The 22,220-nt window shown below is 58.9% G+C and carries 20 protein-coding genes and 2 tRNA genes; 19 read left to right on the forward strand and 3 right to left on the reverse strand.

Going from position 1 to position 22,220, the window contains the following annotated elements:
• Positions 1 to 58: 58 nt before the first annotated feature.
• On the reverse strand, positions 59 to 1,591 hold the full coding sequence (locus tag VGL38_02240) for an FAD-dependent thymidylate synthase (protein ID HEY3294238.1): 1,533 nt from the start codon (positions 1,589 to 1,591) through the stop codon (positions 59 to 61).
• 339 nt (positions 1,592 to 1,930) lie between these two features.
• Between VGL38_02240 and VGL38_02245 the strand changes: the two genes are divergently transcribed.
• Positions 1,931 to 2,015: transfer RNA gene (locus VGL38_02245), tRNA-Leu, on the forward strand.
• Between the two features lie 66 nt (positions 2,016 to 2,081).
• Here VGL38_02245 and VGL38_02250 read toward each other — a convergent pair.
• Together VGL38_02250 and VGL38_02255 are read right to left on the reverse strand one after the other, a co-directional pair.
• Positions 2,082 to 3,164 carry a hypothetical protein gene (locus VGL38_02250; GenBank protein HEY3294239.1) on the reverse strand — a complete coding sequence of 361 codons (1,083 nt, stop codon included), beginning with the start codon at positions 3,162 to 3,164 and terminating at the stop codon, positions 2,082 to 2,084.
• On the reverse strand, positions 3,161 to 4,528 hold the full coding sequence (locus tag VGL38_02255) for a cytochrome ubiquinol oxidase subunit I (GenBank protein HEY3294240.1): 1,368 nt from the start codon (positions 4,526 to 4,528) through the stop codon (positions 3,161 to 3,163). The genes VGL38_02250 and VGL38_02255 overlap by 4 nt, the downstream gene beginning before the upstream one ends.
• A 133-nt stretch (positions 4,529 to 4,661) precedes the next feature.
• Here VGL38_02255 and purM point away from each other — a divergent pair, with 133 nt between their 5' ends.
• From purM to VGL38_02345, 18 genes are all read left to right on the forward strand, one after another.
• Entirely contained in the window at positions 4,662 to 5,663 is a 1,002-nt protein-coding gene (gene purM / locus VGL38_02260; protein HEY3294241.1) for a phosphoribosylformylglycinamidine cyclo-ligase, read from the forward strand.
• Positions 5,660 to 6,262 carry a glycerol-3-phosphate 1-O-acyltransferase PlsY gene (plsY, locus tag VGL38_02265; protein HEY3294242.1) on the forward strand — a complete coding sequence of 201 codons (603 nt, stop codon included), beginning with the start codon at positions 5,660 to 5,662 and terminating at the stop codon, positions 6,260 to 6,262. The genes purM and plsY overlap by 4 nt, the downstream gene beginning before the upstream one ends.
• The gene (locus VGL38_02270; GenBank protein ID HEY3294243.1) at positions 6,259 to 7,254 is read left to right on the forward strand and encodes an NAD(P)H-dependent glycerol-3-phosphate dehydrogenase; all 996 of its coding nucleotides are present in this window, start codon (positions 6,259 to 6,261) and stop codon (positions 7,252 to 7,254) included. Before plsY ends, VGL38_02270 begins: the two co-directional genes overlap by 4 nt.
• Before the next feature lie 99 nt (positions 7,255 to 7,353).
• Positions 7,354 to 8,655, forward strand: coding sequence for an asparagine--tRNA ligase (gene asnS / locus VGL38_02275; protein HEY3294244.1), 1,302 nt, complete (start codon positions 7,354 to 7,356; stop codon positions 8,653 to 8,655).
• 9 nt (positions 8,656 to 8,664) lie between these two features.
• The gene (locus VGL38_02280; protein HEY3294245.1) at positions 8,665 to 8,961 is read left to right on the forward strand and encodes an acylphosphatase; all 297 of its coding nucleotides are present in this window, start codon (positions 8,665 to 8,667) and stop codon (positions 8,959 to 8,961) included.
• Positions 8,961 to 10,352, forward strand: a complete 1,392-nt coding sequence (locus tag VGL38_02285; GenBank protein HEY3294246.1) for an FAD-linked oxidase C-terminal domain-containing protein — start codon at positions 8,961 to 8,963, stop codon at positions 10,350 to 10,352. Before VGL38_02280 ends, VGL38_02285 begins: the two co-directional genes overlap by 1 nt.
• A 62-nt stretch (positions 10,353 to 10,414) precedes the next feature.
• Positions 10,415 to 10,488, forward strand: a tRNA-Arg gene (locus VGL38_02290).
• Positions 10,489 to 10,586: 98 nt separating this feature from the next.
• Positions 10,587 to 11,267, forward strand: a complete 681-nt coding sequence (locus VGL38_02295; protein HEY3294247.1) for a tetratricopeptide repeat protein — start codon at positions 10,587 to 10,589, stop codon at positions 11,265 to 11,267.
• A gap of 149 nt (positions 11,268 to 11,416) precedes the next feature.
• The gene (locus tag VGL38_02300) at positions 11,417 to 11,854 is read left to right on the forward strand and encodes a hypothetical protein (protein HEY3294248.1); all 438 of its coding nucleotides are present in this window, start codon (positions 11,417 to 11,419) and stop codon (positions 11,852 to 11,854) included.
• Positions 11,854 to 13,215, forward strand: a complete 1,362-nt coding sequence (nusA, locus tag VGL38_02305) for a transcription termination factor NusA (protein ID HEY3294249.1) — start codon at positions 11,854 to 11,856, stop codon at positions 13,213 to 13,215. The genes VGL38_02300 and nusA overlap by 1 nt, the downstream gene beginning before the upstream one ends.
• Positions 13,216 to 13,229: 14 nt before the next feature.
• Positions 13,230 to 16,322: a translation initiation factor IF-2 gene (infB, locus tag VGL38_02310; GenBank protein HEY3294250.1), complete on the forward strand. Its 3,093-nt coding sequence runs from the start codon at positions 13,230 to 13,232 to the stop codon at positions 16,320 to 16,322.
• Complete coding sequence (locus VGL38_02315; protein HEY3294251.1) at positions 16,319 to 16,609, forward strand: DUF503 domain-containing protein; 291 nt, start codon at positions 16,319 to 16,321, stop codon at positions 16,607 to 16,609. The genes infB and VGL38_02315 overlap by 4 nt, the downstream gene beginning before the upstream one ends.
• 8 nt (positions 16,610 to 16,617) lie before the next feature.
• A complete protein-coding gene (rbfA, locus tag VGL38_02320) occupies positions 16,618 to 17,019 on the forward strand; it encodes a 30S ribosome-binding factor RbfA (GenBank protein ID HEY3294252.1) in 402 nt (133 codons plus the stop codon).
• Positions 17,016 to 18,008 carry a bifunctional oligoribonuclease/PAP phosphatase NrnA gene (locus VGL38_02325; protein ID HEY3294253.1) on the forward strand — a complete coding sequence of 331 codons (993 nt, stop codon included), beginning with the start codon at positions 17,016 to 17,018 and terminating at the stop codon, positions 18,006 to 18,008. Before rbfA ends, VGL38_02325 begins: the two co-directional genes overlap by 4 nt.
• Positions 18,005 to 18,676: a tRNA pseudouridine(55) synthase TruB gene (gene truB, locus VGL38_02330; protein HEY3294254.1), complete on the forward strand. Its 672-nt coding sequence runs from the start codon at positions 18,005 to 18,007 to the stop codon at positions 18,674 to 18,676. The genes VGL38_02325 and truB overlap by 4 nt, the downstream gene beginning before the upstream one ends.
• 3 nt (positions 18,677 to 18,679) lie before the next feature.
• Positions 18,680 to 19,636, forward strand: coding sequence for a bifunctional riboflavin kinase/FAD synthetase (locus VGL38_02335; GenBank protein HEY3294255.1), 957 nt, complete (start codon positions 18,680 to 18,682; stop codon positions 19,634 to 19,636).
• Positions 19,637 to 19,702: 66 nt separating this feature from the next.
• Complete coding sequence (rpsO, locus tag VGL38_02340) at positions 19,703 to 19,972, forward strand: 30S ribosomal protein S15 (protein ID HEY3294256.1); 270 nt, start codon at positions 19,703 to 19,705, stop codon at positions 19,970 to 19,972.
• Positions 19,973 to 20,009: 37 nt separating this feature from the next.
• Positions 20,010 to 22,217, forward strand: a complete 2,208-nt coding sequence (locus VGL38_02345; GenBank protein ID HEY3294257.1) for a polyribonucleotide nucleotidyltransferase — start codon at positions 20,010 to 20,012, stop codon at positions 22,215 to 22,217.
• Positions 22,218 to 22,220: the final 3 nt, after the last annotated feature.

The following is a 22,220-nucleotide window of genomic DNA, read 5'->3' on the forward strand; positions in this document are numbered from 1 at the left end:
GAAATAGAAAAGGCGGACACGGCGTCCGCCTTTTTCAGTAGCATCTTGCAGCTCTCCGTCACACGGAGCCGAACACCCGGTCATAGATGGCTGCAAACTGATCTTTGCCGCAGGCCAGCATAAACAGATTCGGCCACAGCGCGCGCGCCTGCTCCAGCATCTGCTCGGCCAGCAAGCGAATCTCCCATTGCGCATGACTGTCCGCCCGGAGCCGCGCAAAATGATAGAACTCCCGTGCGTTCATGTGTATCATCACGCGCTTGCGATGAGCGTTGGTCAGGAAATACGGCGCCAGCAGCGGTGAACGCGCGGAGAGCTTTCGTGCGGCCTCCAACGCCGTCTCCACCGCTTCGCGAAACGGCGCTTCAAGCTGTGCATCCATCAGGCTCGGCGGTGTGATCACCCCGTCTTCCAGCCTGTACGGCTGTGTAAGCATCGTCATCATCCTGTGCCGCTTGAGTTGCGCGAAACAGGACGCGCTGATCTCCGCTTCAAATGTCATGCTCGCCAGTTCAAATTCGCGCAGCGCTCCGTCATGCGGTCCCATGCCACGGAACAGTGTCCGCCAAATATCGGGCGAAGGAGAGTCCGCTTTGCCGCAGGTAAACGCCAGCGCGCGCAGCACCACCGCTTCTCCATCCGGTGTGGATTGAACCAGTCGCACCGTCGGACTCGTGATCACCGCTGCGCCTGTCAAAGGCTGCGCCGCATCCCCTATGCTCGCGCACACCCCGCGCCGGTTCTCGCGCGGATAGCTGTCACGCACGACGTACTTTACCACCGATGGCGCAAGGTTCTTCAAGGACTCATACAGGCGCCTGCCCAGATCTCGCAATTCCTGCAAAGGATGGTCGGACAAATCCCGTACCACGTGCTCAATCATCCGCGCGTTCACGGTCATGCCCATCTGAGTACTGCACGCCAGTGGGAGGAGGTAACGGGCATCTTCTTTAGCCCGGTTCTCGGCTTCCTTGACCTCGTCCTTCATCGCCTCGTGGTCAAAGCCCTTAAGGTATCCCGCTGCCAGGATCTCGGAGAGGGTCTGGTACGATTGAAACAGCCGCGGAATCGTCTCGTGGAACAGCACCTCATCCGCAGTACCCTTAACCTCCGGCGCCACCACGTAGTCCGTCGTCAGCGTGATATACCTCTGCGACTTTTCCGTAAAGCTCAATAGCCTGTGCGATTGCAACTCCTCCGAGGCCAGCCTCGAAAGCCCCAGTACATCAAAATTGAAGCAGGCATGTTCCGCCACAGAGGCATGTCCGAGCCCGAAAATAATGTTTTCATTGGATTTTCTGGCCCGCGCCACCCCAAACCGCGCCGCTCGTCGCAGCTCCGTTACCTGCTTGGGATCTCTGCTGATCCGCGCATAGGCGGCAGAGAGCGTCTCCGGCGTGAAAGAGCCCGTGTCGAGGCGGGTGCGGACCGTCTCGGCCAGAGAGGTCACAAACTGCCTGCTGTCTGCCGCCTGATAGCCGCCCGCCTCAAGGTCGGACGCGCCCTGTTCAAGCCTGACCAGCAGATCCAGCACGTCCGACAGTAAATCGGCATCTAAGTTATACCCGGCAAGGCGGACAGACAATCCCATAGGACGGCAGGCTCCAACGTTTCATTTCAGAACTCTCTTTAGGCCGTCTCCGCCCGTCATGGCCTCCTCAAAGCGGGGAGGACACGAGTCTTGCGGCCTCAAACGTGGCACAATATAACGAATTATCTCTGTAAATCCATAGTTCTACAGGAGAAATTGGCGGCCAGCCTTTCACCGCAAAGGGGTTCTTGCGTTTTATGATTCAAGGCTTTATATTGTGGCATTAACGATTCTGAGACGAGAGGATTTACCACCGGCTGCGTCGCAGCTATGATGATTGGCCCCCCACGATCATCAAGCTCCGTTATGCTGGTGGTAGTTTTTGGACGGTAGTGTCCTGCCGGGGTGGTGGAACTGGTAGACGCAGTGGACTCAAAATCCACCGAAGTTTGACTTCATGCGGGTTCGAGTCCCGCCCTCGGCACCGACCACCAATAAACAGCCTCACCTTCCGGTGAGGCTGTTTGCATTCTTAGACTTCTCTTCGCCATCATTTCGGGGTTTTTGCCTTCCCCAAAATCAGCAGCAGAATCCACAGCAGCACGCCCATCCCCGCCAGCAGCAGCAGAAAAAAGAAGAACATCGGCTGCACCTGCGTGGAATAGGGGAGACGTTGCAGATGGAAATCCGGTCCGAAGGCCGTCTGCCGCACCAACTCGCGGCCAGCCGCCATTCCGAACAGCGTCCATCCCAACAAAGCCGTGCTCACCTTCTGCCAGAACTTCCGGTCCGGGAACACCGCCGCCACAATCAGCGATCCCAGCATCAGCAGACCCGTGGTGACTCCGGTAATCCAAATGGTCGCAGGAAAAGATCCGCTGAACAGCTTGTCCCACACCTCGATGGGCTGCCAGATCAAAAACCAGATGCCCACGCTGATCTGTACGCCCGTTGCTCCGGCGGCCAGAAAGATGCCCTGCTGCCGGAATGGCTTGTAGAGTTCTTCCGCCACCCCGCGCCGCTCGCGCCACCAGGAAATCCACACCATCCAGAATCCGGTCACCGCAAAGGCCCCGGTCAGAAAGTGCATGGCGCGCGGCGTAAAGGTCTTCGTGCGCAGGATGCCCTGCCAGTGCCCCAGCAACTCGTGCCAGTGGGCGCTGTCCGTTTCCAGATAATAGTTGGCAATCATGATCGCGGCAATGGTCCACACCAGTCCGGTGACAAGCACCGCCACGCCGCCCGCCGCAAGCTCCGGCCTGTTGAACTTGCGCAGGATGCGGTTCGCCGCGTACGCGGCATAGAAGCCGAGCAGCAGCAACAGGATCACCGCCAGCCACACCTTGCCGAGAATAATATTCGCCGTGAAGAATCGCTCCGCAAACAACACCTGTGTAAACAGCAGCGAAGCCACGCCGAAATTTATCGCAAAACTGAAATTCACCGGCAGCGCCGCAGCCAGCCAATCGGCGAACTGCTTGCCGTCCTGCTGACGCGTCCACAGATACCACACCATCAGCGGCGGCGCGGCAATCACGAAATTCATGAACACCACGTGCACCACGAACAGCAGGCCCAGCAGATGGTCAATCAAAAACGGCGGCCCGGGAATTAAGGGGTAGGAAGGACTCATTGCACACCCCCTTCCGGCAGAGCCTGCCACGAGGTATCTGCGGGCGCGCTGGTTTGCAGAGTGTCCGAAGACATGACTCCCTTCCGGGTAAGGGTCATCAGGTAATCCGCCAGCGCCTGCTTCTCCGCTTCGGTTCCGATAAACGGCGGCATGAAATTCCGGATTCGGTCAAGGTGATTCAGTGCTGACACAATCAGATTCCGGTTCCACTCCCGGATCAGTGGCACCATGCCGTTATAACCTTCTACTTCATGGCAGCGGATGCACTCTGCGCGGTACACGGCTTCGCCCACCGCCACACTGCCCTGATACTTCACTGTATCCGGAGTGAGCCAGGTGGATGACGCCAGCACCCCGTTCTCCTGAATAACGGGCACGTCCTTCAGCAGAATGCCGCTGGAATACATCACGTTCACCAGCACAAACGGCTTGCGGATCCCTTCGCGCACAAACTCCATCGAGCCCGTGGCAATCACGGCAATCGCCAGGAGCAGCAAGGCCGTCTCCACATTCATGTCCCGTGGCTTGCGCAGCATTCCAAAGAAGACATATAGGGCCACAAGGAAGGACGCGATCACTCCGAACAGGAAGATAAACGTCATCGCCACCGTGCCGCCCAACGCCAGTTCGCGCGCATTCTGCGGGACCACCGAAAAGTACCAATAAGCCAGCACCGGCATCAGCGCCAGTGGCAGCAAAAAGCGTGTTCCCCACGCGACAATCCCCGCCCGCTGATCGGCATTGTATTTCTTCCGCCGCGAAGAGGCCACAATCGCTGCAAAGATTCCAGCCAGTGCCAAGGATGACACGGTACGAATCAGCGTGGAGGGCAGGAAGGAGGGATTCAGCCATGCATCCCACACGTTACCGGTCTGCAGCCACTTGCCGGGAGTCAGCATAAATGCCAAAATCCCGTTGATCAGCACCAGTGACCCAAAGGCCGAAATCGCGTAGATCCACCCCACAAGGATATGTGCCCTCGCTGAAATCTTATCCCAGGTATAGTAATAGACATACCCTGCGACCAGTTCGAGAATAAAGAACACATATTCTGAGGCCCAGATCCACAAAAAGAGGCGGATCAGGAACGTTGTCGCCTCCGGCGCGACGATACTGATCGAAAACCAGATCCCCACACCCAAGACGGCTCCCGCCACAAACGATAAGTAAATGACAAAGATGGAGTTATCTTTGACAAACTGGAGCAGCGCCTGATCATTCTGCCGCCGGGCGCGGATTTCCGAGAAGACATTGAAAAAGCCCGCTCCGACTGCAAAGTGGGCAATAATAACATGAAAGATAGAAATCCCGGCGATCACTAAAGCCCCGCCGAGGAGAGGCATGTCCCACAAAGGGTAATGCATAAAGGCCTTTCGGTCAAGACAAAATCTACCTAATTTCGTTCATTTCCGTCACAAATTCAACTCTCCACCATTGAGAGCATGGATAGTGCCAGCCACTTGACTTTCCTAAGCCAATTTGGTAAACTCAAAGATTATGACTGACTACGCCTCCTCTGGAGTAAATCTCGATCGTGCCGCCGCCGCCAAAGCGCGTATCGCCGCCGCCGCCCGCACGACCTTTGGCCCCCAAGTGCTCACCGATGTCGGGCACTTTGGCGGCTTTTTCGCGCTGAACGATGGTGCCGCCGACAATGTACTCGTCGCCTCTGCCGACGGTGTGGGCACCAAGCTTCTGCTCGGTATCCGTCTGGGCAAAATCTCCGGCCTGGGCCGCGATCTGGTCCAGCACTGCATCAATGACATCCTCATGTGCGGTGCCCGGCCTCTCTTTTTCCTCGATTATATGGCCTTTGGCAAGCTCGACCCCGATGTGGCCGGGACCCTTGCCGAAAGCCTCTCCGCGGCCTGCCGTGAGCATGGCGTGGCCCTCATCGGTGGGGAAACCGCCGAAATGCCCGACCTCTATGAGCCCGGCCACTTTGACTTGGCCGGCACCATCATCGGCAGTGTCCGCCGCGACCGCATCTTCGACGGCTCCAAAGTTAAAGCAGGCGATATGCTCATCGGCCTCGCTTCCAACGGCTTGCATACCAACGGCTATTCCCTCGTCCGCAGCGTCTTTGCCAAGGAGATTGCCGACGGCAGCCTCGAGCGCGAACATCTGTCCGATGGAACCTCGCTGGCGGATGCTCTGATGAAAGCTCATCGCTGCTATCTGCCCAGCGTCGGTCCACTGCTCGATAATCCCGACGTCCACGCTCTTTCGCACATCACCGGCGGTGGCCTTGAAGAAAACACCCTCCGTGTGATCCCCAAAGGCCTGCATCTGGATGTGAGCTGGGCAAGTTGGAACCGTCCGGATATCTATCGCGTGATTCAAGAGCGCGGCAACGTGCCCGAAGAAGAAATGCGCCGTGTCTTCAATCTGGGCATCGGTGTGGTCATGGTCGTCGAAGCCTGTGCGGCTTACGAGCTGACCCAAACCATGAAGGCTAAGGGAGAACAGGCCGTCGTCATCGGCCGGGTTTCCGCGTGAGCATTGTCTTATCCCTTGTCATTGGCTACCTGATCGGCGGCATCCCCACCGGCATTCTCGTCTGCCGTCTTGTGAAGGGGATAGACCCGCGCGGCATAGGTAGCGGCAGTTCAGGCGCGACCAACGTCTCCCGCGTGGCCGGCAAGGGATGGGCCATCTTTGTATTGCTGATCGACATCGTGAAGGGTTTCGCGCCCGTCAAATTCCTCGCGCCGGTTTTCGCGTCTCCTGCGCCGGAAAGCGTGGTCGCCTGCAGCCTCGCCATGACGGTTGGCCTCGTCGCCGGACATATCTGGACACCCTACGCCAATTTTCGCGGCGGCAAAGGTGTGGCGACTACAACCGGTGCCATGCTGGCGTTGGACGCGTTCAGCGTGCTGATTGCCCTCGCCGTCTGGTTCGTGCTGTTCCTCGTATTCCGCTACGTATCCCTCGCGTCCATCATCGCGGCCATTGTCCTTCCCGTGACGATGTTTCTGCTGCATGATCAGCCCCTGCCTTATCAGGTAGCCGCTGCCGTGCTGGCGCTGCTGATTCTCTTTACCCATCGCGGCAACATTCGCCGCCTGCTTAAGGGAGAGGAGAAGCGTTTCCTGTGAACATCACCGTTCTCGGCGCAGGCAACTGGGGAACCACGATGGCCCTCGTGCTGCATCGCAAAGGCCATCAGATCACGCTCTGGGAGTTCGATCCGCAGCAGGCAGAACTCCTTGCGCGTACCCATCGCAATGACAAATTCCTGCCGGGCTTTTCTCTGCCGGAAGACATGCACGCCACCTCCGACGTGCAGGCGGCAATTCGCGACGCGCAGATGATTCTGCTCGCTGTTCCCGCGCAAACTTGCCGCGCCGTTCTGCATGGCGTCGGCAAACTGAACGGCGGCATTCCGCTCATCAGTCTTATGAAGGGCGTGGAGCGGGATACTCTGAACCGCATCTCCGAAATCTGCGCACAAGAGCTTGCAGGTTTCGATCCCGGTTGCTATGCCGTAATTTCCGGCCCGACCATTGCACCCGAAGTCGCTTCCGGCATGCCGACCTCCGCCGTCGTTGCCTCACTCACGCAACAAACCGCGCAACAGGTGCAGCATGAGTTTTCTACCCGCGAGTTGCGTCTCTACACATCCGATGATGTGGTCGGCGTCGAACTGGCAGGTGCGCTCAAGAACGTCATTGCTCTGGCGGCGGGAATCTGCGATGGCCTGGACCTGGGCTTTAATGCCAAAGGTACGTTGTTAACGCGCGGCCTTACCGAAATCACCCGCCTTGGCACCGCTATGGGCGGGAACCGCCACACCTTCGGCGGCCTTTCCGGCATGGGAGATCTCGTTACGACGTGCACCTCTCCCCAAAGCCGTAACCACACCGTCGGCGAGCGCATCGGAAAAGGCGAAACTCTCGATCACATTTTGAGTGACATGGTGATGGTCGCCGAGGGCGTCTGGACCGCCCGCGCCGCCAATGATCTGGCCCATCGCTATGGTGTGGAAATGCCCATCACCGCCGCCGTCTGTGACATCCTCGATCACGGAAAAGACCCGCGCTTAGCCGTCGGCGAACTCATGCAACGCAGCCTCAAAGCCGAAGACTGACGATTATGCATCACGGCACGAATCTGTCGTAGGGGCACGACATGTCGTGCCCGCCATTTTCTAATCAGAACGATACCGAAATCCGAAAGAATCTATTCCATGGATAGCGCTCCCCATATTTACATCGAAGACGCCGGCAAATACGACGGCCAGATTGTAACCATTAAGGGCTGGGTCTACAACAAACGATCTTCCGGCAAAATCTGGTTTGTCGTCGTCCGTGACGGCACCGGAATCATGCAGTGCGTGGCCTCCTTTGCGGATGTCGGCGAAGCCGCCTTCGAAACTCTTGGCAAGCTCACGCAGGAATCCTCGCTCATCGTCACCGGCAAGGTGCATGCCGACAAGCGCGCACCCGGCGGTTACGAGCTGCAGTTGACGTCTTTAGAACTGGTGGCGCTCGCCGATGAGTACCCAATTTCGCCCAAGGAGCACGGCACCGCGTTCCTCATGGATCATCGCCATCTCTGGATCCGCAGCCGCCGCCAGCATGCCATTCTGCGCATCCGGCACACGATTGTCAAAGCCATCCGTGATTTCTTCGATGAGCGCCAGTTCACCCTCTTCGATCCGCCCATCTTCACGCCGTCCGCTTGTGAGGGAACCTCGACGTTGTTCGAAACCGATTACTTCGGTGAGAAGGCCTATCTGACGCAATCCGGTCAGCTCTATGGTGAAGCGGGCGCAATGGCCTTCGGAAAAATCTACACCTTCGGCCCCACCTTCCGCGCCGAAAAATCCAAAACCCGCCGCCACCTCACCGAGTTCTGGATGATCGAACCCGAGGTCGCCTACCTCGATCTCAACGGTGACATGGACCTCGCCGAAGACCTGATCGTCTTCATCATGCAACGGGTGCTCGAGACGCGGCAGGAAGAGTTGAAGGCCATCGAGCGCGACGTGTCCTTCCTCGAACGCATTCAGAAACCCTTCCCGCGCATCACCTACACTGAGGCCGTGGAAATTCTGCGCACCAACAACATCGAGTTCAACTGGGGCGATGACATCGGCGGCGATGAAGAAACCATTGTCTCCAACCAGTTCGACCGCCCGGTCATGGTGCATCATTTCCCGTCGGCCATCAAGGCCTTCTACATGAAGCGCGATCCGCAGGATGACAAGCTCGCCCTCGGCTTCGATATGCTCGCCCCCGAAGGTCGCGGTGAAATCATCGGCGGCGCGCAGCGTGAAGATGATCTGAACAAACTGATCGAACGCATCCACGAAGAAAATCTGCCGGAAGAAGGCTACGACTGGTACCTGGATCTGCGCCGCTTCGGCAGCGTGCCCCACGCCGGTTTCGGCCTTGGTCTCGAACGCGTTGTCGGCTGGGTCTGCGGCCTGCCTCACGTCCGCGAAACAATTCCCTTCCCCCGCATGATGTCCCGCCTGAAACCATAAGAGGCGTTCGTGCAACAGCGTACCAAAACACTGATCCGTGTTCAAGCCATTGCCTCCGGTCTCGTGCAGGGAGTCAACTACCGCTGGTTTGTCGTCGAACATGCCAAAGAACTCGAACTGCATGGCTGGGTGCGCAACCTCGCCGATGGCTGCGTCGAAGCGGAAATCGAGGGCGCAAAAGAGGACGTCGAGAAACTCGTCGAAGCCATGAAGCAAGGCCCCGGCTCCGCTCATGTCACCGGAGTTGCCACCGTCGACTTGCCCTTTGAGAACTCGTACCACGATTTTCAGGTGCGCTACCGTTAATGTCTCAGGATCTTTGGATACAACGACTGGCCGACATCGTCGGTGAGAGCCATCTGCTCTTGCCATCAAGCGATGACTTCTCCAAATACGAGCAGGATGAAACCGAAGATCTGCGCTTTGCGCCGCAGGTCGTAGTGAAGCCATCGGATGCCCGCGAGATTCAGGAAATTGTCCGCCTGGCCGAAGTCGAGCGCATCCCCATCGTCCCCCGTGGTGGCGGCACAGGGCTTTCCGGCGGCGCATTGGCGACCCGCGGCGGCATCGTGCTCAGTCTCGAGCGCATAAACCGCATCCTCGAGATCGACGAGCGCAATTTCTTCGTCGTCGTGCAGCCCGGCGTCATTACCCAGCATCTGCAGGAAGCCGTCGAGGCTCGCGGTCTCTTTTATCCGCCTGATCCTGCCAGTCGCGGCTCCTGCACCATCGGCGGCAACATTGCCGAAAATGCCGGCGGCCCGCGTGCGCTGAAATACGGCGTCACCAAGGATTACGTCTACGGTCTGCAAGCCGTGCTCTCCGGCGGCGCTCTGGCCACCTTCGGCGGCAAGCGTCTCAAGGATGTGACCGGCTACAACATGGTGCAGCTCCTCGTCGGCAGTGAAGGCACTCTCGGCATTGTCACCGAGATCACTCTCAAGCTGCTCGCGCTCCCCAAATTTCGCCGCACACTGCTCGCTCCGTTTGATACCGTGGATGCCGCTGCTGCCGCTGTTCCCGCCATCATGGCGCGCGGCGTGGTGCCCTGCGCGCTCGAATTCATGGAGCAGGATTGCCTCAAGGCCATCGAAGAGCATCGCGGCACTCATGTGCGCTTTTCCGACAAAGCCGCCGTGTTGCTGATCGAAGTCGACGGCAATCAGGAGGCCGCGCTGGATGCCGATATGGAAATTATCGCCGAAGTGCTCGATGAGCAGGGTGCGGTGGATGTGTTCCTCGCCGAGACCGCCGCGCAGCAGACCGAAATCTGGGATCTTCGCCGCAGCGCCGGAGAATCGGTCAAGTCCATCTGTGCCTACAAAGAGGAGGACACGGTCGTTCCGCGCTCCAATCTGCCCGCGCTGGTCAAAGGCGTCCATGAGATCTGCAATCGCTGGGGCTTAAGGATGATCTGCTACGGCCATGCCGGAGACGGCAACCTGCACTGCAACATCCTCAAGGCCGATCTTTCCGATGACAAGTGGGAGAATGAACTCCCCGCCGCCATCGAGCAGGTCTTCCGCCTCACCGTGAGCCTCGGAGGCACCATTTCCGGCGAGCATGGTATCGGTCATGTTCAGCGGCGCTACGTCGCTCTGGCCCAGAGCCCCGCCGAATTGGAGGCTCAGAGACGGTTGAAGCAGGCCCTCGACCCTGTCGGCATCTTCAACCCCGGAAAAGCCCTTCCGGATTGACGTTGTGATGTGGGGCTTGATTTTAAGCTGGGAATGTTGTAATTTCAAAGCTTGCAACCTACGCCCCCGTAGCTCAGATGGATAGAGCGAGAGTTTCCTAAACTCTGCGTCGGAGGTTCGAGTCCTCTCGGGGGTACAGCCCGACGGAATAAGAACACCTGACCCGTCGGCGGAAGTAATGACAGCGCGGCCATTGGCCCCGATTGACCAAACGAGATAGCCTTGAGGAATGGAATGAGCAAAGTAACTTCTGCGAAAACAAAAGGTCGCCTGACCAAGAAGGAACTGAAGCAGGACAAGTTAGTCGAGTTTACGTACAAGGCAGAGGCGTTCTACGCCACCCACCAAAGGCTCGTCCTCGGTGTCGTCGGCGGAGTCGTCGTCGTCATTCTCGGCGTCATCCTGCTGCGCCATACCATCCAAAATGCTCGCCTCGAAGAGAGCTACGATCTGACCATCGCCAAGATGCAGTTCGGCTCGGGCAAGTACGAGGACGCCCGCACGGCCTTCCAGAAGGTCATCGGCGAAGGCGGTTCGGCTGCCGGCGAAGCCAAGTACTTCCTTGCCCGCATTGCCTTTGAAAAAGGTAACTTTACTCAGGCTGCTGATGAATTCAAAGGTTATTTGAAGGACTTCTCGGTAGATGACCAGATGGACTGCGCCGCCATGGCCGGTCTGGCGGCCACCTACGAAGCCCAGGGCAATGACTCCGAAGCTGCCAAAGTGTATGAAGAAACGGCAGAAAAATACTCCAAGAACGTTTACGCTTCTCAGGCACTCTATCAGGCTTCCCGCATTTATCTGAAATTGGGACAGAAAGATAAAGCAGTTCACGATCTTCAGCAGATCCGCGACAAATATGCTGAAGCATCGATCACTCCGCAGGCCAAACGCGACCTCGACAACCTCGAGTAACTGCTGCTTGTTTGCTTTTCGTCCATTTTTTCCGTATATTTAGGTGTTTTCAAAGAGTGGGCCACGCCCACTTTTTATTTACCCTATGTCGAAACTTTAGTTTACCCTTGCCGCATTCCTCTAACCGGCTCGAGTCCGAAATCCGTCAATTGTTCGAAGATGAGGGCATCATTCTCCTCGAGTTCAACACTTCAGGACATGCTGGCCGCCTCATGCTGCGTGCCGTCGCCGACCGCCGCAGCGGTGCCGTTTCCATTGACGATTGTGTCCGTCTCACCCGGGAAATTCAACATCTGATCACCGAAAAGCGTCTGCTGGCCGAAGAATACCGGCTGGAAGTCAGCTCGCCGGGCCTCGACTATCCCCTTCGTGAAGAATGGCAGTTTGTCAAGAACGTGGGACGATTGCTCAAAGTGCAGGTCCCGGGGGAGAAGGGACCCAAGGAAATTAGCGGCCGACTGATGTCCGCCAACCTCGACGGCATTGCCCTGACGGCTGAGAAGACGGAATGGAAGTTGAGTTATAGCGATGTGCTGTCGGCACATGTTCTCCCAGAGTTCAAACCACCACGTATGGAGTCGAAGTGATGAACGCTCCCATCGTTGAAGCGGTCAGCCAGATCCTCCGCGAAAAAAACATTGATAAAGACGTGTTTCAGGAGATCATCGAAGGCGTATTCCTTTCCATGATCAAGAAGAAATACGGCAGCGCCGATAATTTCAATGTGATTTTCAACCTGGAAAAGGGCGACATCGAAATCTTCTGCGAGAAGACCATCGTGGATGATGACGATCTCACCGATCCGGTCACGCAGATTCCCCTCTCCCGTGCCCTGACTCTGGATCCGGATCTGGATATTGACGATCAATACGCCGAACTGGTCCCGCTGAACGATTTTGGCCGCCGCCTTGTGACGTCCGCACGGCAGAATCTGACGCAGAAGATCAAAGAGATCGAGAAAGAGAATATCTATTCCGAATTCTCTGCCCGCGTCGGTGAAGTCGTCTCCGGTGAAATCCACCAGATCAACCGCCGCGAAATCCGTGTCAATCTCGACCGCCACGATGCTCTGCTGCCCAAAAATGAGCAGATCTACAACGAAAAATACGTACGCGGCAAAGGCATTCGCGCTATCATCAAGGAAGTCCGCCGCACCACCAAGGAGCCGGAGATTATTCTCTCCCGCGCCGATGGCATGTTCGTGCGCCGCCTGTTTGAACTTGAAGTGCCTGAAATCTTCGACAACATCATCGAAATCAAAGGCATCGTCCGCGAAGCCGGCGACCGCACCAAGATCGCCGTCATGAGCCACGATAAGCGCATTGACCCCGTCGGCGCCTGCGTGGGCATGAAGGGTGTGCGTATTCAGGCTGTGGTCCGGGAACTGAACAACGAGAAAATCGATATAGTACATTGGAGCCCCGATGCGGAGATCTTCATCAAGCGCGCAATGGCGCCGGTGACTCCGCTGCTGGTAATGGTCGATGAAGAGGCCCGCTCGGCCTCGGTGGTAGTGCCGGACGACCAGATTCAGTTCGCCATTGGCCGCCGCGGGCAGAATATCCGCCTCGCATCCCAGCTCACAGGCTACCAGATTGAGCCCATCAAGGAATCGGAATATCTTGCCCCCGAAGAACTCTCCGTCGCGGAAGTGGTTGAACTGTCCGATGACGTCAAAGAGAAGCTCAAGGGCGCAGGGTACGAGTCCGCCGAATCCGTCCTCGATGCCGGAGCCGAGAAGCTCCGCGAAATCGAAGGCATGGATGAGGAGATGGTGCGCCACACTCTGGAAGTATTGAGCACCTATTTTGAAGAAGCGAATGACAAGGATTCCGACCGCAGCGAGCACTCCGAGGCGGAGAACTTGCAGGAAGTTCATGCCGGTTCCGAGCACGAGCACGAACATGAGTCGGATGGCCGCCCGAATGCGGCGGAATCGGAAGGATAACGAGGCAATACTGCGTGACCGCTGAAAAGCAGAAGAAGGTTTATCAGGTCGCAAAAGAATTGAATGTTGCGACACCGGCCATCGTCGAGTTTCTCGAGGACCGGGGTTTTGACGTGCCCAAAAAGCACATGTCGGCCCTCACCGAAGAAATGTACGTGGAGGTGATCAAGAAGTTTGATCCCGCCCGGTGGCAGCGTCAACTCGAAGATGAAACCCGCGTCATAGACGATAACCGTCGTGCCGAGGCGGAACGCGCGCGGACCGAGCAATCACTCAAAATTCTCGATGATCTGGCGACACAGGCGACGGAAGCCGCCGAAACGCTCATCCGCCAGGTTCAGGAACAGAAGCAGGAGCGGGCGCGCAAGGCTCAGCAGCAGACCGAACAGCAGGATTCCGAGAAGATCGCCGAGGAGCGCCGAATCGCCGAAGACGCGGAACGCGCCCGTCAGGTCGCCGAGGAAAACGAGCGCCGTGAAGCCGAACGCCGCGAAGCGGAACGCATCGAAGCCGAGCGCCGGGAATCCGAACGCGCCGAAGCCGAACGTCTCGCTGCTCAAAAGCCCACCGAGGCTCAGGGTCGCCAGCCTGCCGCTCCCGCAGCAGAACAGCCGCCGCGCGCGCCCTATCAACCTTCCTCCCGTGATCAGGAGCCCAGAAGGCCCCGCACGCCGCAGGATGGGCGCGACAGCCGCCCGCAGGGACCGGGTGGAGATCGCCCGCGTTATCAGGGACCGCAAGGTCAGGGACAAGGCCGCCCCGGTGACGGTCGTCCGCAAGGACCGGGGGGAGATCGTCCACGTTATCAGGGACAAGGTCAGGGGCAAGGTCGCCCCGGTGAAGGCCGTCCGCAGGGTCCGGGTGGAGATCGCCCGCGTTATCAGGGGCCGCAAGGACAGGGACAAGGCCGTCCGGGTGAAGGCCGTCCGCAGGGTCAGGGCCGTCCCGGTGACGGTGGCAGACCGCAGGGTCCGCCGCGCACCGGTGAAGCCGGCAGACCGCAAGGTGGTCCGCCGCGTCCGGGTGCCCCCGAACGTCCGGGTGCTCCAAGGCCGCCGCTGAACAAGCCCAAGGAAGGACCGCCGCGCCGCCGTCCTACCAAAGAAGATATTGAGGCTCTGGAAAAGCAGAAGAAACTGCTGGCCGCCCAGAAGTCCGAAAAATACCGTAAAGTTACGGTTGAGGAACTCGACAGCCCGGCCCGCCGCAAGCAGCGTCGCAAGCGCGTGGACCAGAAGGAAGTGGCCGCTACAATTAAGCAGACTCTGGCTTCGATGGATGCGTCCAAGAAGCAGCGCCATCGCCGCCGCGAACGCGGTACGGAGGTCCTCGCGGAAGACGATAACAAGTTGCGCTTGACCGAATTCGTCACCACGTCGGAACTGGCCAATCTCATGGGGGTGGAATTCAGCGACGTCATCGCCAAGTTCCTCAGCATGGGCAAGCTCGTGTCCATCAATCAGCGTCTCGATAAGGACCTGATCGAGTTGATCGCCGACGAGTTCGGATTCGAAGTCGAATTCACCACGGGTAAGGAAGAAGAGGAGATTGAGGAAGAAGAAGCCGAAGCTCCGGAAGACCTCATCCCGCGTCCGCCCGTTGTGACCGTCATGGGCCACGTCGATCACGGCAAGACCACGCTCCTCGATTACCTGCGCAAGACGTCCGTCACCGCCGGCGAAAGCGGCGGCATTACGCAGCACATGGGCGCGTACGAACTCGTCTACCACGACCGCTCCATCACCTTCCTCGACACCCCCGGCCACGAAGCCTTTACCGCCATGCGTGCCCGCGGCGCGCAGATTACAGACATCGTGATTCTCGTGGTCGCCGCCGACGATCAGGTGCGTCCGCAGACGCTCGAAGCCATCAGCCACGCGCAGTCCGCCGGTGTGCCGATTGTCGTCGCCATTAACAAGGTCGACAAACCCAGCGCCGATCCAGAACGCGTCCGCCAGCAGCTCGCGGAGCACAATGTGCTCGTCGAGCAGTGGGGCGGCAAGGTGCAGAGTGCCGAGATCTCCGCCAAGTTCGGCCAGGGTCTCGACAACCTGCTCGATGAAGTGCTGCTCTGCGCCGATTTGCTCGAACTGAAATCCAATCCCAACCGCCATGCCCGCGCCACGGTGCTCGAGAATCGTCTCGACAAGGGCCGCGGTATTGTGGCTACCGTCATCGTTACGGCGGGAACGCTGCGTGTCGGTGACAACTTCGTCGCCGGACAGCAATACGGCAAGGTGCGTCTGCTGCTGAATGAGTGGGGCGAGAGCAGGGATAAGGCTTTCCCCGGTCATCCCATTCAGGTCATCGGTTTCTCCGGTGCGCCGCAGCCCGGTGATACCTTCGTCGTCTTCGAGAGTGAACGTGAAGTCAAGGAGATCGCCATGCGCCGGCAGATCCTGCAGCGCGAGCAGACCTTCCGCCAGATCCACATGCTCAGTCTCGATCAGATATCCCAGCGCATCAAGGAAGGCGGCGTCCGTGAGTTGTCCCTGATCATCAAGGGCGACGCCGACGGTTCCGTCGAAGCCATTTCCGATACTCTTCAGCGTTTGGGCACCAGTGAAGTCGCCGTGCGCATCGTGCACCGCGGCGTCGGCGCCATTTCCGAGAGTGACGTGCTGTTGGCCTCCGCCACCGGCTCGATCATCCTCGGTTTCCACGTGCATCCCAATATCAAGGCGCGTGAACTGGCGGGCCGCGAGCAGGTCGACATCCGCGTTTACCGCGTGATTTACGAAATGGAAGATGACATCCGCGCCGCGCTCGAGGGCATGTTGGCTCCCGATACGCGTGAGGACGTCGTCGGCCTCGTCGAGATCCGCGAGCTGTTCGTCATTCCCAAAATCGGCACCATCGCCGGCAGTTTCGTGGTCTCCGGAAAAATCCTTCGCAGCAGTCAGGTTCGCCTGCTGCGCGATGGACGCGAAATCTGGCGCGGCAAGCTCTCCTCGCTGCGCCGCTTCAAGGATGACGTGCGCGAAGTCAAGCAAGGTTTCGATTGCGGTATCGGCCTCGACGGCAATCCCGAAATCAAGCCCAACGATACGCTCGAAGTCTTTGAGGTCGTCGAAGTCAAGCGGAAGCTCGAACAGACGTCGGCATGAAGCACTGCCTCGGCCTGCTGACGGCCGAACTGCACTTTGAAACCAGCCACTCGTTGAAGGACCGCCGCAGCCTGATGACGTCCATTAAGGAACGCCTGCGCCACCGGTTCAATGTCTCCGTCGCCGAAGCGGACTTTGGCGACAAGTGGCAGCGCGGCGGACTGATCGTGTCCTGTGCCGGCTCCGCCGCGGCGCAAGTGGAAGAGTCGTTGCGCGCGGTTCTGTCCTTTGTCGAAAATGATCCGCGCCTGCTGGTCATTGATTCTCAAATCCGTTTCTACGAGTAAGCAAGCCGATGCGCAGACCCGATGCCCCCAATGGCAAAAAACGCCCGCTCCGGATCGCCGCCGAAATTCTGCGCGACTTGCCGGAGATTCTGCGCGCCCAAGTGGATCTGCCCGACGGCGTGATGGTCAGCATCACCGATGTCGAAGTGAACGACGACCTCACCACGGCGAAGATCTTCTTCAGCGTCTTCGGGGGCGACGAAACCCGCACCGGACCCTACGTCCAGAAGCTGCTCAACGCGCGCAAGGGTGCCGTGCGCCACGAAATCGCCCAGCGCCTCGTCATGCGCCAGCACCCCGAAGTGCGGTTCATCTATGATGAAACGCCCGCCCGCGCCGCGCACATCGAGGAACTGCTTAAGAAGGCTCGCGAAATCCAAAGTCCTGAAGACGGCGGAGAGAACGCGTGATCTTTGCTCCGGCGGACCTCGACGCGTTTAAGCAGGCGGTGCGCGGAGCCCGTGTGCTGATCTCCACGCATATTCATCCCGATCCCGATGCCATCGGTTCCGCCCTTGCCGTGCGTGAAATGCTGCTGCAACTCGGCGCGGACCCGCAGGTGCTCCTTGGCGATGACGTACCCGCGCGGCTCACGTTGCTCCCCGGCGCGGAGCACATCATTTCCTTTCCCAAAACAGCGGTCAGCGAGAGCTTTCACGTGGCCGTTGTGGTGGATGCCGGCGGTCTGTCCCGTATCGGAGATGTGCAGCATCTGATCGCCTCCGGCGCGCTGATCGTGAATATCGACCATCACTTTTCCAACGATGACTTCGGCGCCGTCAATTTCGTCAGTCAGCACTGCGCGGCTACAGCCGAGATGCTGTATGACCTGCTTCGCGCGCTGGACCTGGATCTGACGCAGAGCATCGCCAATAATCTGTTTGCCGGTCTGCTCACCGACACGGGCCGCTTCCGCTATTCCAACACCACGGCAAGCGTGTACCGTATGGCGGCGGACCTGACCGATGCCGGCGCGGAAATCTTCCGCATCACCGATGCCATGTATTACGACATCGCTCCTGCGGACGTGCGCTCCATGGGCGCGATCTACTCTACCCTCGAACTGTTCGCCGACGGCGCCATCAGCACGCTGTTTACGCGCCTCGAACATCTCGTGGAAGACCCCGATACGGTGGTGGACACCGCTCTTTCCATTCGCGGCGTAAAGGTTGCCGTCCTGATGAGTGAAACGTGGGAAGGCAAGATCCGCGTCTCGCTGCGCTCCAAAAGCCACGTCAATGTTGCCGTCATTGCCGAGAGTCTCGGCGGCGGCGGGCATGAAAAGGCGGCGGGCTTCCGGATGCGCGGCACCCTCGAATCGGTGCGCGAGCGCCTGATTCCCATTTTGCTGTCTGCGCTGGAAATGACTCCGGACACCGTGTCCATCGAACAGGTGTGAAAGCACCCGGCCTCATCCTGTCGGTGAACAAGCCGCTGGGATGGACGTCTTTCGACGTCGTCAACAAACTGCGCGGCGCGCTGCGCTACAAAAGTGTCGGACACGCGGGGACCCTCGATCCGGCTGCGGATGGTGTGCTGATTGTGCTCTGCGGCGAAGCCACGGCCCGCTCCGGCGAGTTTATGGATCTGCCCAAGCGGTACCGCGCTCGCATCCGTCTCGGCATCACGACTCCCAGCGACGATCTCGAAGGCGTGGATAGTCCCGCAGTGCCCCTTGATGACTGGAATGAAGCGCGCATTGCCGCCGCGCTCGCGGAGTTCGTCGGCAATATCGAGCAGGTTCCCCCCGCCGTTTCCGCGGTGAAAGTCGCCGGTCGCCGCAGTTATAAACTGGCGCGTGCCGGACAGGCGGTGGATCTGGCTCCCCGTCCGGTGCAGGTCTATGAAGCGCGCGTGCTCGGCGCCTGTAACCCCGACGTCGATGTGGTGATTTCCTGCTCTCGCGGGACATACATTCGTTCCATTGCGCGGGACCTTGGAGCCCGGCTTGAAGTGGGCGGCACGCTGGCAGGATTGACACGGTTGGCCATCGGTCCCTACCGGATCGAGCAGGCTCTCCCGCTGTCGGAGATTTTGAAACGTTCGTTTGAGTTCGCATCCGGATAAGAGATGGAAATATTTCGCGGTCCCTGGTCAAACTTTGTTGATGTTCGCGATTCGGCGGTGACGGTAGGCTTTTTCGACGGCGTGCATGTCGGGCACAGGGCGATTCTCGATGCGCTGATCACGGACGCCAAGGCCCAGAGTCTGCGGAGTGTCGTGCTCACGTTCGACACCCATCCTCGCCATGTGCTGCGCGAAACCAATGCGCCCATTGGCCTGCTGACGACTCCCGAAGAGAAGATCGCCCTGCTTTCCCGGACCGGCGTGGATCAGGCGTTGGTTGTCCATTTCGATCCCACCCTTGCGCAGATGAGCGCGGCGGATTTCGTGCAGATCGTCCTCAAGGGACGCATCGGCATGAAGAAAATCGTCATCGGCTACAATCACGGCTTCGGCAAGGGCCGCATGGGCGACCGCGAAACGCTCATCGCCATGTCCCGCCAGCTCGGGTTCTCGGTGGACGTTGTCAACCCCACTCGCGTCAATGACACCATCGTCTCGTCCACCTACCTTCGGGAATTGATCGCCGACGGCCAGGTGGCTGTGGCGGCGGAGGGGCTTGGCCGCTACTATTCCATCCGCGGCATGGTGATTCACGGCTACGGACGCGGCAAGCGACTCAACTGGCCCACCGCCAATCTCGGCCTCGTGTCTCCCGGAAAACTGAGCCCCCGCGACGGCATTTATGCCGGGCTGGCCCGCTTGCGCGACGAGACCTTCCCCGCCGCGATTTCCATCGGCTACAATCCGACCTTCACCGAAGGCAAGCATTCCCTCGAAGCTCACCTCATCGACTTCGACCGGAATATTTACGACGAAGAATTGGAACTGGAATTCGTGGAGCGCATCCGCAGCGAGAAAAAATTCTCCTCGGAGACGGAACTCTCGAAGCAGATCGCCGCGGACGTTCAAGCCTGCGCCGATCTCCTGACGTCGCGCGGACTCGTCCGCCGCGTCTCCTGAGATTTCCGCCGGTCAATTCGACAGAACAAATCACAACTACAAGCATACAACGTACAAGAGGAAACAATGTCCGTCACGGCCACCGAGCGCACGTCGGTTATCGAGAAGTTTGCGCAGCAGAAAGGTGACACGGGAAGCCCCGAGGTTCAGGTTGCCTTACTGACGCAGAGAATCAACGATCTGACTGAGCATCTCAAAGTCCACAAGAAGGACAAGCACTCCCGCCGAGGCTTGATGCTGATGGTGGGGCAGCGCAGACGCCTGCTCACTTACCTCACAAGAAAAGACATTACACGTTACAGAAAGCTCGTCGAGGCCCTCGAACTGCGCCGCTGACGAAAAAGAAGCAGAAGAAGAAGTGGAGAAGAAGAGAATGGTATTCAGAAAAAGCATGGAGCTGGGCGGCCTGACCCTGACACTGGAAACCGGTCGTGTGGCCAAACAGGCGGACGGCTCATGCTGGCTGACCTACGGCGACACAGTGGTGATGGCGACGGTGGTCGCGAACCTCGATGCGGAGACCGATGCGGATTTCTTGCCCTTAAGTGTGGACTATCGTGAGAAACTTTACGCTGTGGGCCGCATCCCGGGCGGGTTTTTCAAGCGCGAAGGACGGCCTTCCGAAAAGGAAATTCTCAGCGCCCGTTTGACGGATCGCCCTATCCGCCCCCTCTTTCCCGATGGCTTCCATCAGGAAATGCAGGTGATGATCAACGTGCTCTCCTCCGACGGCGAGCATGATCCCGATGTCCTCGGCACCCTTGCCACCTCCGCCGCCCTGAGCCTGTCCGAAGTGCCCTTCCTGGGCCCGGTCGGTTCCGTGCGCATGGGTCTCATCGGCGGCGAGTATGTCGTCAATCCCACGTACAAGCAGCTCGAAGAATCCGTGCTCGACCTCGTGGTGTCCGGCACCGAAGATTCGATTATCATGATCGAAGGCGAAGCCAAGGAAGTCTCCGAGGACGTGTTCCTCGAAGGCATCGCCCGCGCCCACGCTGAGATCAAGCGCCTTGTCGCCCTTCAAAAGGAACTCATGGCCGAAGCCGGCCAGCCGAAGCGCGAGTTTTCCGGCCCGGAACGCAATACGGATCTGGATGCCATCCTCGAACGCACGTTCGGCAAGCGCGTGACCGAGTCCTGCACGATCCTCGAGAAGAAGGAACGCCGCGACGCGTGGAAGGAAATCGAAATGGACGCCATTGAGGCGACCATCGAGAAGTTTCCCGACACCGAAAAATACGTCAAGCAGTGGGTGCATGACGCCACGCAGAAAGTCGTTCGCAAGAACACTGTGAAGGGCCGCCGCCTCGATGGCCGCAAGACCACCGAAATCCGTCCCATCACCGTGGAAGTCGACCTGCTTCCCCGCACGCACGGCAGCGCGCTCTTTACGCGCGGCCAGACCCAGGCTCTCGCCACCGTGACCCTCGGCGTCAAGTTCGACGAGCAGCGCGTGGACGGCCTCGACGGCGTCTACACCAAGCCGTATCTGCTGCACTATAATTTCCCGCCGTTTTCCGTCGGTGAAATTCGCAAGTTCCTCGGCCAGTCCCGCCGCGAAGTCGGCCACGGCAACCTTGCCTGGCGCGCGCTGCATTCGGTGCTGCCCTCCTGGGAAGATTTCCCTTATACGATCCGCGTGGTCTCCGAAGTTCTCGAGTCCAACGGGTCCTCGTCGATGGCCACGGTCTGCGGCGGCTGCGTCGCGCTCGAAGCCGCCGGCGTTCCCATCAAGAAGCCGGTCGCCGGTATCGCCATGGGCCTCATCAAGGAAGGATCTGATATCGCGATTCTCTCCGACATCCTCGGCGATGAAGATCACCTCGGCGACATGGACTTCAAAGTCACCGGTACGGCGGACGGAATTTCCGCCTGCCAGATGGATATCAAGATCAAGGGGATTTCTCTGGAACTGATGAAGACCGCCATTCAGCAGGCCCGCAACGGCATCCAGTTCATCCTCGGCAAGATGGCCGAAGCCATGCCCGAGCCGCGCAAAGAGATCTCCGAATACGCTCCGCGTATCGAGTTCATCAAGGTCGACCCGGACAAGATCGGTCTCATCATCGGCCCCGGCGGCAAGACGATTCGCGACATCATCGCCCGCTCGGAAGCGTCCATCGACATCGAAGACGACGGCACCATCTGTATTTCCTCTTCCAATTCCGCCAAGGTGCAGGCGGCCGTGGATATTATCCGCGGGATGGTCGAGATGCCCGAAGTGGGCAAGGTTTATCACGGCAAGGTCAAAAAGATTACCGACTTTGGCGCCTTTGTTGAGATTCTTCCCGGACGGGAAGGTCTGCTCCACATTAGCGAAATCGAACACCATCGCATTCGGAAGGTCAGCGACCACCTGAATGTCGGCGATGAAGTCGATGTGAAACTGGTGAATGTGGATCCTATGGGCAAGTTGGATCTTTCTCGCCGCGCCTTGCTGCCTGTTCCCGAAGGTATGGAGGAACAGCCGCCGCGAGGTCCGCGTCCGGAGCGTTCGTCGTCTTCCCATCACGGCAAGCGTGAAGAGGGCGGGGAGCACGGCGGCAGACGCCCGCATAAACCATCTAAGGTGGACGACTAAGGA

This window comes from bacterium, from assembly GCA_036504735.1.
Classification (GTDB): Bacteria; Electryoneota; RPQS01; order RPQS01; family RPQS01; genus DASXUQ01.

Bases quoted from the DNA above. Each gene is read 5' to 3' on its own strand.
- VGL38_02240 (HEY3294238.1), bottom strand. From the start codon at position 1,591: ATGGGATTGTCTGTCCGCCTTGCCGGGTATAACTTAGATGCCGATTTA.
- VGL38_02250 (HEY3294239.1), bottom strand. From the start codon at position 3,164: ATGAGTCCTTCCTACCCCTTAATTCCCGGGCCGCCGTTTTTGATTGAC.
- VGL38_02255 (HEY3294240.1), bottom strand. From the start codon at position 4,528: ATGCATTACCCTTTGTGGGACATGCCTCTCCTCGGCGGGGCTTTAGTG.
- purM (HEY3294241.1), top strand. From the start codon at position 4,662: ATGACTGACTACGCCTCCTCTGGAGTAAATCTCGATCGTGCCGCCGCC.
- asnS (HEY3294244.1), top strand. From the start codon at position 7,354: ATGGATAGCGCTCCCCATATTTACATCGAAGACGCCGGCAAATACGAC.
- VGL38_02285 (HEY3294246.1), top strand. From the start codon at position 8,961: ATGTCTCAGGATCTTTGGATACAACGACTGGCCGACATCGTCGGTGAG.
- VGL38_02295 (HEY3294247.1), top strand. From the start codon at position 10,587: ATGAGCAAAGTAACTTCTGCGAAAACAAAAGGTCGCCTGACCAAGAAG.
- nusA (HEY3294249.1), top strand. From the start codon at position 11,854: ATGAACGCTCCCATCGTTGAAGCGGTCAGCCAGATCCTCCGCGAAAAA.
- VGL38_02315 (HEY3294251.1), top strand. From the start codon at position 16,319: ATGAAGCACTGCCTCGGCCTGCTGACGGCCGAACTGCACTTTGAAACC.
- rbfA (HEY3294252.1), top strand. From the start codon at position 16,618: ATGCGCAGACCCGATGCCCCCAATGGCAAAAAACGCCCGCTCCGGATC.
- VGL38_02335 (HEY3294255.1), top strand. From the start codon at position 18,680: ATGGAAATATTTCGCGGTCCCTGGTCAAACTTTGTTGATGTTCGCGAT.
- rpsO (HEY3294256.1), top strand. From the start codon at position 19,703: ATGTCCGTCACGGCCACCGAGCGCACGTCGGTTATCGAGAAGTTTGCG.
- VGL38_02345 (HEY3294257.1), top strand. From the start codon at position 20,010: ATGGTATTCAGAAAAAGCATGGAGCTGGGCGGCCTGACCCTGACACTG.